This window comes from Bradyrhizobium sp. CCGUVB1N3 (assembly GCF_024199925.1).
Classification (GTDB): Bacteria; Pseudomonadota; Alphaproteobacteria; order Rhizobiales; family Xanthobacteraceae; genus Bradyrhizobium.
Genome location: NZ_JANADR010000001.1, coordinates 9,257,778 through 9,271,296 on the forward strand (window position 1 = coordinate 9,257,778; position 13,519 = coordinate 9,271,296).

The 13,519-nt window shown below is 59.0% G+C and carries 11 protein-coding genes; all 11 read left to right on the forward strand.

What is annotated here, in order from left to right; genetic code table 11:
* Window positions 1-27: 27 nt before the first annotated feature.
* The 11 genes from NLM33_RS43715 (at window position 28) to NLM33_RS43765 (ending at window position 13,458) form a co-directional block, all read left to right on the forward strand.
* Entirely contained in the window at window positions 28-1,863 is a 1,836-nt protein-coding gene (locus tag NLM33_RS43715) for a hypothetical protein (RefSeq protein ID WP_254104683.1), read from the forward strand.
* The gene (locus NLM33_RS43720; RefSeq protein WP_254104686.1) at window positions 1,860-2,807 is read left to right on the forward strand and encodes a glycosyltransferase family 2 protein; all 948 of its coding nucleotides are present in this window, start codon (window positions 1,860-1,862) and stop codon (window positions 2,805-2,807) included. The genes NLM33_RS43715 and NLM33_RS43720 overlap by 4 nt, the downstream gene beginning before the upstream one ends.
* Before the next feature lie 252 nt (window positions 2,808-3,059).
* The gene (rfbF, locus tag NLM33_RS43725) at window positions 3,060-3,827 is read left to right on the forward strand and encodes a glucose-1-phosphate cytidylyltransferase (protein ID WP_254104687.1); all 768 of its coding nucleotides are present in this window, start codon (window positions 3,060-3,062) and stop codon (window positions 3,825-3,827) included.
* Complete coding sequence (gene rfbG / locus NLM33_RS43730; RefSeq protein ID WP_254104688.1) at window positions 3,827-4,912, forward strand: CDP-glucose 4,6-dehydratase; 1,086 nt, start codon at window positions 3,827-3,829, stop codon at window positions 4,910-4,912. Before rfbF ends, rfbG begins: the two co-directional genes overlap by 1 nt.
* Complete coding sequence (rfbC, locus tag NLM33_RS43735; RefSeq protein WP_254104689.1) at window positions 4,909-5,460, forward strand: dTDP-4-dehydrorhamnose 3,5-epimerase; 552 nt, start codon at window positions 4,909-4,911, stop codon at window positions 5,458-5,460. The genes rfbG and rfbC overlap by 4 nt, the downstream gene beginning before the upstream one ends.
* The gene (locus tag NLM33_RS43740; RefSeq protein WP_254104690.1) at window positions 5,457-6,683 is read left to right on the forward strand and encodes a class I SAM-dependent methyltransferase; all 1,227 of its coding nucleotides are present in this window, start codon (window positions 5,457-5,459) and stop codon (window positions 6,681-6,683) included. Before rfbC ends, NLM33_RS43740 begins: the two co-directional genes overlap by 4 nt.
* The gene (locus tag NLM33_RS43745) at window positions 6,680-7,534 is read left to right on the forward strand and encodes an NAD(P)-dependent oxidoreductase (protein ID WP_254104691.1); all 855 of its coding nucleotides are present in this window, start codon (window positions 6,680-6,682) and stop codon (window positions 7,532-7,534) included. The genes NLM33_RS43740 and NLM33_RS43745 overlap by 4 nt, the downstream gene beginning before the upstream one ends.
* Window positions 7,535-7,554: 20 nt before the next feature.
* Window positions 7,555-8,904: an FAD-binding oxidoreductase gene (locus NLM33_RS43750; protein ID WP_254104692.1), complete on the forward strand. Its 1,350-nt coding sequence runs from the start codon at window positions 7,555-7,557 to the stop codon at window positions 8,902-8,904.
* A complete protein-coding gene (locus tag NLM33_RS43755; RefSeq protein WP_256570595.1) occupies window positions 8,901-9,635 on the forward strand; it encodes an SDR family oxidoreductase in 735 nt (244 codons plus the stop codon). Before NLM33_RS43750 ends, NLM33_RS43755 begins: the two co-directional genes overlap by 4 nt.
* Before the next feature lie 331 nt (window positions 9,636-9,966).
* Entirely contained in the window at window positions 9,967-11,880 is a 1,914-nt protein-coding gene (locus NLM33_RS43760) for a hypothetical protein (protein WP_254104694.1), read from the forward strand.
* Between the two features lie 420 nt (window positions 11,881-12,300).
* A complete protein-coding gene (locus NLM33_RS43765) occupies window positions 12,301-13,458 on the forward strand; it encodes a hypothetical protein (RefSeq protein WP_254104695.1) in 1,158 nt (385 codons plus the stop codon).
* Window positions 13,459-13,519 lie beyond the last annotated feature (61 nt).

The following is a 13,519-nucleotide window of genomic DNA, read 5'->3' on the forward strand; positions in this document are numbered from 1 at the left end:
GGGCCGTTCACCTGGAAGCGTTGGCTGATGACCGGACGATTAAGTTCTGTGGTATCTCCCAAAGTAGGATATTGGCTGCTCGTAGCTCTCAGCGCCGTGCCGGCGGTTTATCTACTGTTCGCAGTCCAGTATTCCGCGATCACTGTACCATTCTGGGATCATACCGAGCTCATCCATTGGATTGCCGACTGGCGAGAGGGTAATTTTCACGTCTCGAGTCTTTGGGCACCTCACAATCACACCAGGCCGCTCGTCTATCGACTAGTGATGCTGATGAACGCCGTCGCGACAGATTGGGATGTCCGGTCGGAATACATCTATCTCTATCTGTCTATCTACGGGACGTTTGCATGTTTCGTCTGGTTGGCGCGTCGTCTGATCGGTGAAGCGAACGCGGTGTTTCCGGTCACGCTCCTGTCGGTTTCGCTCATCCTGTTTTCGCCGGTCGGCCACAACAATCACTGGTGGTCGATGATGTTTCAGCTCGATGCCACCAACTTCTTCATCGCGCTGAGCTTCTTGTTGGTGTTTACACGGCCAGAGATCTGGAGCTGCCATGTTGTCGCGGCGGTCAGTTGCTGGTTGGCAGCGTTTACGTTGACCAATGGCTTCTTTGCTTTCGTCGCCATCATAATCACATTCCAGCTATCCGCGACGAAGTTCACGCGGCCGGACCGGTTCGCTGTGTTTTGGGTAATCAATCTGCTGGTTGCATCCGCTTGCTATCTACCGGGCATGCAAATGGAAAGCAGTTCGACGCACCCAAGCGCGTTGGAACTGCTGGAATTCTCTCTGACATATCTTGGTGCTCCTCTCGGCGGACTGCTTTGGTTTCCATATCGCAGTATGTTCCAATTGCCGATGTCGATCGCGGTCAACTTGATATGCGGCAGCATTCTGCTGGTGACCTGCGCAGCGCTAAGCCTGGATGCGTTGCCGCGACTGCGCAAGCGCCATCCGGCAGCGATGGTTCTATTTGGCTTCGCGGGTTTTGCGATGCTGTCGGCGGTCGCAACGGGCTGGGCGCGAGCCACTTTTGACGAGTACGGCGTGGCCAACGGAAATGCCAGCCGTTACACCATCTTCGGCTCCTATTTGTTGCTCGGTCAGGTTTACTATGTCGGCGCCGCTCTGGTGCAAGGATGGTGGGGTGAACAAGCTCACTCGATACTTGCGCGCCGTGTCGTTTTTGTGCTGGCGGGATTCTTTGCCTGCGCGGCGTTCGTAAGCTACGGCCGGGCATGGCGAGTCTATGCCGACGCACACGAATTCAACCGTAGTCTAGCGCAGACTTATGTCTGGGGACTCGATCCGGTTCCTGAGGATCGCTTCATACATCCTAGGCCGGAAGCGGTGGCCTATCTGAAACGCCAGCTTCAATTGCTCGAACTGGGTCCCTACGGTAATCGGGCTTATGTCAAAGCGCAATCTCCAGTAGGCAGCTTCAGCAAGCCCGTGTATTTGTCCGCCGCGCGGACGGTCAGGCAGCGCTTCGTTGCCACCGATGATGGCCTCAAGCGGTTATCTTTGAAATTCGTCACGCCAAATGGCAAGGCGACAACTGGCGTCGTGAGATGGCAACTGTCGGAAGTCGGGAGCCAGGAGCCGCTCGCGCGCGGCGATGTCGAAGCCGGCGGGGCGCGGGATTGGGCGACAATGACTCTCAGGCTTCCCTATGTCGTGGCCAGCAGGGGGCGGACCTACGAGTTGGCCTTGTCGGGCACCGGCGAGGACTCTACCGCCCTCGGCTTGCCACTCTATGAGCCTGTCGAGAGCAGCGGTCAGCCAGTATTGCTGTCAGACGATGGCGATGCGCAGCACGGGCGTTTCGTCATGGAATTGACGACGGAGTATGCGAAGTGAACAACGATCGGCCACTACCACGCATTACGATTGCCTGCCCTGTATATAATGAGGAAGCCGTCGTTCCATTGTTCTTCGGACGGATACTGCCGGTCATCGAGGAGCTGTCGGCGCGGTATCGCGTCGAGCTGCTGTTTCTCAATAATGCCTCAACAGACGGGACCTATGCCGAAATTTGCAAGCTGCGCGCTCAATATGACTTCGTCTATGTGATCACGCTGAGCGCTAATGTCGGCTACCAGCGTTCGCTGGAATGCGGATTGCGCAACGCGCAGGGCGAGGTGATCGCCTTTATCGACGTCGATTGCGAAGACCCACCCGAAATGCTGTTGGATTTTGTTAGCTACTATGAGAAGGGCTTCGACATCGTCTATGGGGCGCGAGTCGACCGCGAGGAGGCTCGACCCGTCAAGACGCTACGCAAGTTCTTCTACCATGTCGTGCGGTTGCTGGCGGACGAAGATATTATCCTGTACATGGCCGAGTTCTCGTTGCTTACTTCCGAAGTTCGCGATGCCATTGTAAACGACCACAACTCATTCCCGTTCATCCGTGCGTCGATCTCGCGGATCGGGTATAAACGGATTGGTCTACCCTACAAGCGGCAACGCCGCATCGCCGGGAAGACAAACTACAATCTCGTTGGAATGACGATCTTTGCGATCGCCGGCATCCTGTCATCGACCACATTACCCTTGCGCTTGCCAATCTATGCGCTTCCGGTATGGCTCCTGCTCACAGCCATATTGGGATCTGCATACATCCTGACCCAAAGCCCGTGGCTGCTGCTGCTGAACCTGTTGTGCGGCTGCACGTATTTCGGATTTACTGCGGCGTTCACGGCGCTTTACGTAGCCCGGTCCTACAAGAATGGCCTCGGGCGGCCAAACTTTGCGGTGAACCGCCGATACACACACGCCCAACGTACGGTCGCAGCGTCGTGAACGAGCGCGGCGCCCCCGGGAGGGCTGGTTGGTACCTGACGTTACGATTTCGCGCCGCGCCGGGCTCTCCTCTTGCGACGGGGGTCTATCGAGTAAGGCCCGGATTTCCTTGATTTTGGCCGGGCGTGCCGATAAGGGTTTTCAGCATTTGCCCCAAAAAAGGGACTTGCTTGGTCCAGACATCTGGACGCAACGCCTTATGCTGCTGGCCCATTCGCGGTAGTTCCGCTCTCGAGTTGACTGGGAGACAAGATGAAAGCGATCATTCTCGCCGGTGGATTGGGGACCCGGATCAGCGAAGAGTCCCACCTCAAGCCAAAGCCGATGATTGAAATCGGCGGTAAGCCAATTCTCTGGCACATCATGAAGATGTATTCGGGGCACGGAATCGATGATTTCGTGATCTGTCTTGGCTACAAGGGCTACGTCATCAAGGAGTATTTCTCCAACTACTTCCTGCACACGTCCGACGTTACGTTCAGCATGCGCGAAAATAGCATGGAGATTCATCAAAAGTTCGCCGAGCCTTGGCGCGTGACGCTGGTTGATACCGGCGAACTCACCATGACCGGTGGTCGGCTGAAGCGGGTCGCGCCGTATCTCGGCAACGAGTCGTTCTGCTTTACCTACGGCGATGGTGTGGCGGACATAGATATCTCGGCGCTCATCGCCAAGCACCGTGAGGCCGGGCGGCTGGCGACGGTGACTGCGATCCAGCCACCCGGCCGCTACGGTGCGCTGCACATCGAAAACGAGATGGTTCACCATTTCCAAGAAAAACCGGCTGGCGACGGCGCCTGGATCAACGGCGGTTTTTTCGTGCTCGAGCCCGGTGTGCTTTCCTATCTCGACGGTGACAACACTGTATGGGAACAACAGCCCCTGCAGCGGCTGGCTGCCGAGGGCCAATTGTCCGCCTATCGACACAGCGGCTTCTGGCAGGCGATGGACACGCTTCGCGACAAAAATCATCTCGAGGAATTGTGGTCGTCAGGAAAGGCGCCCTGGAAGATTTGGTGATGATGTTCGGCGATATCTACAACGGCCGCCATGTGCTGGTTACTGGACACACCGGCTTCAAGGGAAGCTGGCTGACCCTTTGGCTCAAGGAACTGGGCGCAAAGGTCACGGGAATCGCACTTCCGCCGGAGACCGATCCCCACCACTTCGGCCAACTGAACCTCGATATCGAGTCGCACTTCATCGATATTCGCGATCAGAGACCGCTACGCGATCAGATACGGGAGTCTGATCCGGAGGTCGTGTTCCACATGGCGGCTCAGCCACTGGTGCGCCGCTCCTACCACGCGCCCCTCGAGACTTGGGCCACCAATGTCATGGGGACCGCAAATGTGCTCGACGCATGTCGTGAGGCCAGGCGCCTAACCGCGATCATCGTCGTGACGACCGATAAGTGTTACGAGAACAACGAGTGGGTATGGGGGTATCGAGAGACCGATCGTCTAGGAGGGCATGATCCCTACAGCGCGTCCAAGGCCGGGTGCGAACTGGTTGCCGCAAGCTACAGGAAATCGTTCTTCAACTCGCCTGACGCGCCACTGCTGGCCACGGCGCGCGCTGGCAATGTGATCGGCGGTGGCGACTGGTCGGAAGATCGTCTGATTCCGGACTTGGTGCGTGCGATCCAGCACGGTAGGCCCGTGGAGATCAGATCGCCAACGGCAACGCGACCCTGGCAGCATGTGCTCGAATGCCTATCGGGTTATCTCATGCTCGGACAGCAATTGGTCGGACGCGATTCCACGTTTGCCGAGGCCTGGAATTTCGGGCCCGATCGGGAAGGCAACCGCCAAGTTCGGCAGGTCCTCGACACGATCAAGCGGCAATGGCCGGCCGCGGAATGGTATCACCCCGGCCAGGCTCAAGCGCACGAAGCGCAGCTGCTCCAGGTCGATAGCGACAAGGCCCGTCAGCGAATGCAATGGCAGCCAGTGTGGACCTTCGACGAAGGTGTAGGTGCCACTGCCGAATGGTATCAAGCCTGGCTCGAACGAGGCGAGGTCGTCAGCCGTGCGCAACTCGCGCGCTATGTGGCACGCGCTAACGCGCGGAAGCTGGCGTGGGCCGAGGGGGAGGCTTCATGAAGCTCGAGCAGACCGGCATCGAGGGTGTCTGGGTTGCCGAGAGCATGGCCAACCAAGACCAGCGCGGGAGGTTTTCAAGACTGTTCTGCTCGCGCGAGCAACAGGACATCATCGGATCGCGATCGATCGTTCAGATAAATCACTCCGTCACCCGAAGCGTGGGCGCGCTCAGGGGGCTGCATTTTCAATTCCCGCCACATGCGGAAATGAAGATTGTCCGCTGCCTTAGGGGGCGCGTGTTCGACGTGGCTGTCGATTTGCGCAAGGGGTCGGCAACGTTCCGAAAGTGGACGTCGCTGGAACTCACGCCAGAAAATCGCCGGGCCCTGGTTATCCCCGAAGGATGTGCCCATGGCTTCCAGGTGCTAGAGCCGGATTCCGAACTACTTTATCTGCATACCGCGTTTTACGCCCCTAAAGCAGAAGGCGGAGTTCGTTTCGATGATCCGATGATCGGCGTGGCGTGGCCACTGACACCGACCGACCTGTCCGAGAGGGACCTCCATCATCCGCTTCTCGACAAGAATTTCGAAGGAATAGTGGTATGAAATGTCGTCATTGCCATCATGAACTCGAACACGTCTTTCTCGATCTCGGTCACGCTCCTCCGTCGAACGCCTATCTCTCGGCGAGCCAGTTGCGAGCGCCGGAGACGACGTTCCCGCTGCGGCTCTACGTCTGCGACAAATGCTGGTTGGTCCAGACGGAGGACTACGCGGCGGCCGATGAATTGTTTTCTCGCGACTATGCGTATTTCTCCTCGACCTCGCGCAGTTGGTTGCAGCACGCGGCGCGTTATGTGGAGAGGATCGCTGAAATCCTAAAGCTGAACCGCGACAGTTTCGTGATCGAGGTCGCCTCCAATGACGGCTACCTGCTGAAGAACTTCGTCGCGGCCGGCATTCCATGCCTCGGTGTCGAGCCCACCAGCAGCACCGCTGACGCAGCGGAAAAGATTGGCGTTCCGGTGCTGCGCAAGTTCTTCGGCGTGGCGACCGCGACGGAGCTGGCGGAAGCGGGCAAGCGCGCCGACCTGATATGCGGTAACAATGTCTACGCGCACGTACCTGATATCAACGACTTCACGGATGGCCTTCGGATCGCGCTCAAACAGGGCGGTACCATCAACCTCGAGTTTCCCCATCTGATGAACCTGATCAGGTTCAACCAATTCGATACGGTCTATCATGAGCATTTTTCTTATCTCTCCCTGACCGCCGTCGTTGGCATATTTGCAAAGGCGGGGCTGCGCATTTTCGATCTGGAGGAACTGCCGACCCACGGCGGGAGCCTGCGCATTTACGGATGCCACGAAAGCGACCCGCGGAAGATGCGGTCCGTTGTGATGGATATGCTGGAGAAAGAGAATGCTTATGGCTTGCGTGACCTGGCCATTTACAAGGGATTTCAGCAGAAGGCGGACAAGGTCAAAGATGATTTTGTTGAATTCTTGATTGCCCAAAAGCGCGCAGGTAAATCGGTCGCGGCGTATGGTGCTGCTGCGAAGGGAAATACGCTGATGAACTATGCGGGGGTCAAACCCGACCTCGTGAGCTTCGTCTGCGATGCCGCGATCTCAAAACAAGGCAGCTATATGCCGGGCAATCATCTGGCCATTCTGCCGCCGTCCGAACTTGCAAAGTTCAAGCCCGATTGGGTTGTCATCTTCCCCTGGAACATTGCCGAAGAGGTGGTCCAGCAACAGCAGCCGCTTTTAGGGTCGGGCAGCAAATTCGTCATCGCCGTTCCGGAACTCAAGGTTCTGCCGTGAAGGTTCTGGTGACGGGTGCGACGGGGTTTGTAGGGCGGCACGTCATCAGCGCGCTGCTCGCCAAAGGTCATTCCGTCACCGCCGTCGCCCGCGATGCTGACAAAGCGCGATTGATGCCGTGGTTTACGCAGGTCCACTTTATCTCCTGCGACCTTCACGGCGACTTCCGACCACTAGTTTCTGGGGATGTTCGGCCCGATGCGCTGATCCATCTGGCTTGGCCCGGTCTACCGAACTATCGCGACTTCTTTCACCTCGGCCGCAATCTCCCCGCTGACTTGGCGTTTCTGGAAGCAGCCGTGGATGCGGGTGTGTCGCAAATTATGGTGGCGGGCACCTGTCTTGAATATGGCATGCAGTACGGGCCACTGACCGAACAAGCCGCAACCGCGCCGATCACGGCGTATGGCTTTGCCAAGGACTCTCTGCGGAAATCTCTGCAGTTCTTACAGCAGCAAAAGCCGTTCACCCTGCAATGGATGCGGCTGTTCTACATGTATGGCGAGGGACAAAACCCAAACAGCCTACTCGCGCACCTCGATCGCGCAATTGATGGAAGCGCGCTGTTTTTCAATATGTCCGGAGGCGATCAGCTCCGCGATTATTTGCCAATCAATGCTGTGGCTGAAAATTTCGTGTTGGCTCTTGAGATGCCATTGGCCTGCAATGGTGTTATTAACTGCTGCAGTGGAACGCCAATCTCGGTGTTGGATCTGGTGTCGCAGCATCGGCGCTTGCGATCAAGTCAGATTGAACTCCGCCGCGGTCACTTCCCCTATCCCGATTACGAGCCGATGGCGTTCTGGGGCGTGCCGTCCAAGCTCAACGCGCTGAAGGCGCGGTCGCGGTGACTGTTCCGGGGGGGCAGGTCTTGTCATCCAGAGTATCCGATGCTCCGCGGGCGGACCAAGATTTCGTCAGTTTCGATGGTCGTATCCGTGCCCGGGGGCAGCTACAGCAGCCCGATCGCTATCGCTATTGGCGAAGCGATCTGAGCGAAGCACCGCGCATTTCGCGCGGCTCCGGACTTTCTTATGCAGCAGCAAGCTTCCTGCAAGATGGATTGTCGGTCTCGCACCGTTCTTTCGATCGTGTGACGGATTTCGATTCCGCGCGCCATGTCGTTGAGGTCGAGGCGGGCATCTCGCTCTTTGCACTGCACCGCTTCCTGTCCGCGCACCGGCTCTATCTGCCGATTCAGCCGGGGCACGGCCGAATTTCTGTGGGAGGATGTATTGCCGCCGATGTCCACGGCAAGAGCCAGAGTCGCGATGGCACGTTTATCAACCAGCTCGAGTCGATTACCTTGTTCCATCCGTCCCACGGGATGCTCGAGCTATCTCCGCTGAAAGATCCGGACCTGTTTCGGCTGACCTGCGGTGGTTACGGACTTACAGGACACATCATCCGGGCACGGCTTCGCGCCTCACCGGCGCCGGCGACTTGGGTCCAAATGCGAGCCGTGCCGTTTGCTCGTGCCGCAGAAGGATTCGATCGCCTTCGGCTCGCCGCGCGCGACGCTGATTTTGCCTATACATGGCACGATATGGCGTCATCGAAGGCCAGTTTTGGAAGCGGCTATTTGTTTGAGGGCAGATTCGTCGACAAGGGCGCATCGGCTGTGCCGGACGAAGAACCGCCGGTGCTGTCATCCGAAAGCCGCGGTCGCTGGCCAGTTTCCTTGATCAGTGCGATCGCAGCCCGCGGCCTTAACCTGGAGTTTCGACGGCGGCAAAAGTCTACTTTGCAAGGTCAGGTCATCTCCTTGCAGGATGCGCTTTTTCCAGCTCACAAAACGCAGCTATATTTTCAACTCTTCGGTGCCGCGGGCTTTCGGGAGTATCAGGCGATCCTCCCTGACGAGGCAATTGAGGACTATGTCGAATCAGTCCGAACCTACGTCCGTGAGCGGCCTCTGCCGATCACATTGTCATCGGCAAAGGCATTCGCAGGAACGCGGGAGTTGCTCCGCTTTACCGGGACAGGCATTTGCCTCGCCTTGAATGTGCCAGCCGGTGCAGCCGCCGATCGGTTGATGGCTTTTCTCGACGAGCGAGTCATTGCGCTTGGCGGCCTGCCCAATATCATTAAGGATTCGCGCTTGCCCCGCGCTGTGGTCGACGCCTGCTATCCCGAAGCCGATCGATTCCGCAGCACGCTCCATGCCTTCGACTCTAAGCGCCTGTTTCGTTCCACCCTGTCCGAAAGGTTGGGCCTGTGAGGGCACTGGTAGTTGGAGCATCCGCGGGTGTAGGACGGGCGCTCTGTGACGCACTTGCAATGCGTGGTACGGCATTGCTTTTGGTGGCAACCGATGCGCAGGATCTCGATGCGCTCGCCGCCCACCTTCGATTGGTTCACGGCGTAGAGGTGCAAACGGTCGCCACCAATGCCAGCGTTCCGCCGGATTGTGTGGACAGGATTGCGGCGGCCGCTTCGCAGTTCGGTGAGATCAACGAGCTCTATTTTCCGATTGGAGCATCGCGTCGAGACGACGTCGGATTTCTGGATACGGAGGACACGCTGAGGATCGTGAATTCCAACCTGACCGTCGTGATGGTGGTTACAGCGTACTTTTTGCCACGGCTTTTGCAACAGAAGCAGGCGCGCATTGTCGGTTTCGGTTCGATCGCCGCCAGTCGCGGCAGGAAGGCTAATGTAGTTTATTCCGCCGCAAAGCGGGGGTTGGAGAGCTACTTTGAAAGTCTACGCCATCTTACCGTTGGCACCGGCTTGCTGGTCCAGTTCGTTCGGCTCGGCTACGTCGAAACTCAACAATCGTTTGGCCAGCGTCTCTTGTTCCCCACCGTTTCGCCTGCACAAGTCGCAAATTATGTAATTGGGAACGCTCGCAACGACTTTGGAGCGCGCTTTTTTCCAGGGTTTTGGGCGGGAATAGCTTTCGTCATTTCACGTCTCCCCTGGTTTATATTCAAGAAGCTGAATTTCTGAGGGACAAGCGGCAGCTACGTTATATCGCCTCAGTCCTCCTGCGGACCTGGCGTCCATTCCTCAGCGCCCGCTCCGCGGCGGCCCCCGACGGCCACATCTTCGCGGGCAACTCTCATTTAAAGCGGTGCTTTTCGTCGTGTTCCAGATCGGGCACCGTGCTCGGCTCGCACCCCCGTTATGCAGGGACAATGATGGGGCAAAACGGCCGTCCGCGCGGAGCGTCCCCGGTGGACGGCTACGCCACACTTGGTAGCGCAGATACAAATCTATCATCGATTGCATTCACGGGGTTCGCAGTTATAAGCGGGTGGATCGCGGTCAGGAGCTTTGTGTGATTGGTAGGGTGACAGCGGGTCTACTCGCTTCTGGATTGGTGGTCCTGTGCGTGGTCGGCCTTCCGCCCTGGCCACCGTTTAATCACTTGCTCGGCAATCTCGGGGATCTCTCTGACGATCTCGCCTTCGCGATGGCGCAGCCGGCGCTCCTGCGGCAGGGGGCGCAGTGGGGGCCTGAGGTTGTCTTCACTTACGGCCCGCTCGGCCTGCTGGCCTCGTTTCCGATCTATCCGGAGCACGTCAAGCCGCTGCTCGCCTTCCACGCCGCTTTCGCTGGCGTGACGGCTGCGCTCCTGATCGCCGTGGTGTGGCGCAGTTTCGATCGCGCCTGGTCCCGCGCGCTTGGCCTCTTGCTCGCGCTCGCAAACGCCTACGTCTGGGCGATCGGCTGGACGGAGGCGCTGTGGATCGCGCCGGCGCTGTGTGTGGGCGTTATTTCCCTTTCCGGCGAGCGGCCATCGCGTTGGCTCACGGTGCTGCTCTATGCAGCGACCGCGCTCCTCGGTGCGGCAGCACTCGTCAAATTCAGCCTGACCGCCATCTATGTCGGCGTCTTCGGGCTGATCGGTTTGCGGGACGTCCGCCAGAGGAAGGTGCCGGCACTGAGCCTGTTTTTCGCCGCGAGCGTTCTGGGCTGCTGGCTGCTCGCCGGGCAGCAGATCGGCAACCTGGCCGTGTGGCTGCAGGCATCGGCGGATCTGTCGGGCGGCTACAGCGACGCCATGTCGAAGGGGTTTTGGCAACCCTACGGGCCCGCGACGGTGGCGGTGACGTACCTGGCCGCAGCCGGGCTCGTCGCCGTCGGCCTGCTCTCGCGCGGGCCGCTCTTCGACCGCCTGCTGCTGACGGTGCTCGCCGCCGGCGTCTCGCTCGTCAATCTCAAGCATACGTTCGGCGGCAATCAGATCGAGCAGTCCGTGATCATGGTCGCGCTCGCGGCAACGCTGATCGGATTTGTCGGCTCGGCCTGGTCGCGCGCCGCGGCGGCGCTGTCGATCGGCGCCTGCTGCCTGGTGCTGTCCTGGACCAACTTCCAGCCGCAGCACCTGGCGCTCGGCCTCGGCTGGATGCGCGATCACGCGGCGTCGATGGTTGCCGCGCTGAGCGGCAACTACGACTACGCCGCCACGGGCGGCGAACGCCTGCGCGCGCAGATCCGCCATCTCGCCGATTTGCCGGAAGGCCTCACCGGGACGGCCGACATCTACCCGCGCAAGACCGGCGTCGTGCTCGCCGAGCCCGGCCTGACCTATGACCCGCGGCCGGCCTACCTCTCGCTCAACGCACACACGGAGAAGCTGTCCGAGCAGAACGCCGCCTTCCTGCGCTCCGAGCGGGCGCCACGCTTCATCCTGTTCGAGATGCGGCCGGAGGAGCACGTCAACGACCGCTACCCGTCAACCGACGACGGTCGCTCCTGGCCGGAGATCTGGTCGCGCTATCGTCTGACATCGAGCGGGCGATTCCTGGTCTATGAGCGGCGGCCGGCGCCGCTGTCGTTCTCGCGGCGGCCCATCAGGAGCGGGCGGTTCGCCTTCGACCAGGTCGTCGAGATCGATCCGGGCCTGCGCACCTGGGCAACCATCGACGTTCGGCCCACGTTGCTGGGGCGGCTGGTCGGCGCGCTCTACAAGGCCCCGCAGGTGATGCTCAACATCGTCTATGACGACGGCCTGCCGGTCAGCTACCAGATCGTGCCCGCGCTCGGCCGGGCGGGCTTCCTGCTCTCGCCCTCGATCACGACGACCGAGGAATTCGCAGGGATCTCCGGCCGGCGCGTTAAGACGATCCGGATGAGTGTCGAGGGAGGCCAGAGTTGGTTCTACGAGCGGGACTTCGGGCTCGAGCTGTCGGAGTTGCAGATTCCGGATGAGTCGAAGACGCAGGCGCAAGCGGGCCCGGATCACTAAGCGGGGGCTTCAGTCCCGCGTCTTACCTTAACGGATTGACCTAGGTCGCTTTGCCTCCTACGGAGGCGGTTGCCTTTAAGTAGTGACGAGTAGACGAAATGAAAATTGTCTCGATGCGCCAGTAACTGCGCAATCTCAAAATGCTGGACGGTGGTGGCGCCATCAGGAGTGTCTATGACCGCTTCTCCGGACGTATCATCGTGAATGATTGTCAATACGGAACCCAAATCATTGTCGCCCCGCTCAGGAAACTTGAATTCGATGCGAGACCATCACAATACGCGGCCTCCCTTAGAAGCGCCCGTCTCGCCTCTTAATTGCTCCCAAAAGTTCTTGGTCATCGCCGCCACTGTCGGAGGCCTCTATCTCCGGTGCGCCGACCGTTTCGTGCGACCTCAGTTCTGGGCGGAGGATGGTCCTGTGCTGTTTACGCAGGCGATCACCGGGGGAATGAGGTCGCTACTCGAGCCGAATGGCGGCGCCCTCTACACCGTCGAACGGCTCGGTGCATTGTTTGCCTCCACTTTTTTCTCGATAGCGGCCACGCCGGCGGTCTATGAGCTGATCGCCACGGCGTTGCTGCTGATCGTCGCGCTCTATGCCCTTTCAAGCAGGCTGCCATTCGATCGCCTGTCGCGCGTCCTTCTTGCAATCTCGATCACCTTCGCGCCAGTCAAGAACGAAACATTCCTGAATCTTATCAACGCACATTGGGCATTTTGCGGTTTAGGCTTGATCCTTCTCGCGATGTCGCGGCCGCCGGAAACGCGCGCTCAAGCGGCAACAGACTATGTCTTATGCATTTTAATGGGACTGACCGGACCATTCACGCTAATCTATTTGCCGCTATTTGCTGCAAAGCTCTATTTCAGCCGAACACGTCAGTCCCTTGTTCTACTGCTGATCGCGATCGCTACTGCTGGAATTCAGCTGGCCTATCTCCAGTCGCGAGAGTACCAAATTCCCGCTGGGACGTGGGATGTCTCTCCCGCGACGTTCTTTTCGGTCCTCGTCTATCGATTCCTCTGGATGATTGTCGGCTACGATCTGCTTCCCTATACGCGACTGCCGCTCTTGGTGGGAAGCACCATCGTTCTGGCGCTTGCCGTCCTTTGTGTATTCGTCATCGTCGTTCTCCTCCGGCGCCACGAATTCGAGAGGACCTTTCCCTTGCTCGCGTGCGCCATGGTGCTATCCGCGACACTTGCTCAGTATCGCGAAATGCCAGAAACGCTGATCGGCGCCGCCCGATACTTCTACATCCCGATTGTCACATTACTGTGGTTCGTCATCCTGATCCGTCAGCTCGTGCCTCTAGTTGCCTACCCGGTCCTGATCAGCAGCCTGGTTGCCTTTCTGAGACACCCGGCGTGGCCCGAATACGTCTTGCAGGATTTGCATTGGCGTGAGGCCTCGGCTTGTTTGCTTCGTGACCCGGACTGCGTCGTGGAAATCAATCCCGTCCAGTTCAAATTTAATGTGTCGCTACCACACCCCGACCGGCTGCAGCCGGCGTCCAAGGAGCTGGCAGACATGCATGCAAGGTCTTCCGGCCAATCCGGCGCCGGCGATCGCTAAGGCACCGCGTCAATTTCGATTGATATCGCCTGTTCTCGCGACAGCGCCTAGGGGCCGATCG